Source organism: Mycobacterium sp., assembly GCF_008709575.1.
In the GTDB taxonomy this organism is placed as follows: domain Bacteria; phylum Actinomycetota; class Actinomycetes; order Mycobacteriales; family Mycobacteriaceae; genus Mycobacterium.
The window spans coordinates 82,999-83,430 of the sequence record NZ_VYIK01000005.1; the positions used below are offsets into that span (position 1 = coordinate 82,999).

1 rRNA gene (only partly in view) is annotated in these 432 nt (G+C 59.5%); it reads left to right on the forward strand.

The features are described 5' to 3' along the window. Window positions 1-432, forward strand: a 16S ribosomal RNA gene (locus F6Q13_RS02275) (its annotated part extends 335 nt beyond the left edge of the window); the annotation flags it as partial.

Consider the following 432-nt stretch of genomic DNA (forward strand, 5'->3'; position numbering starts at 1 on the left):
TGCCATGCCGGCGTCGACGTTGCCGGCATTGAGGTTGATCAGCACACTGGGACTGAGATACGGCCCAGACTCCTACGGGAGGCAGCAGTGGGGAATATTGCACAATGGGCGCAAGCCTGATGCAGCGACGCCGCGTGGGGGATGACGGCCTTCGGGTTGTAAACCTCTTTCAGTGCCGACGAAGCGTAAGTGACGGTAGGCACAGAAGAAGCACCGGCCAACTACGTGCCAGCAGCCGCGGTAATACGTAGGGTGCGAGCGTTGTCCGGAATTACTGGGCGTAAAGAGCTCGTAGGTGGTTTGTCGCGTTGTTCGTGAAAACCGGGGGCTTAACCCTCGGCGAGCGGGCGATACGGGCAGACTGGAGTACTGCAGGGGAGACTGGAATTCCTGGTGTAGCGGTGGAATGCGCAGATATCAGGAGGAACACCG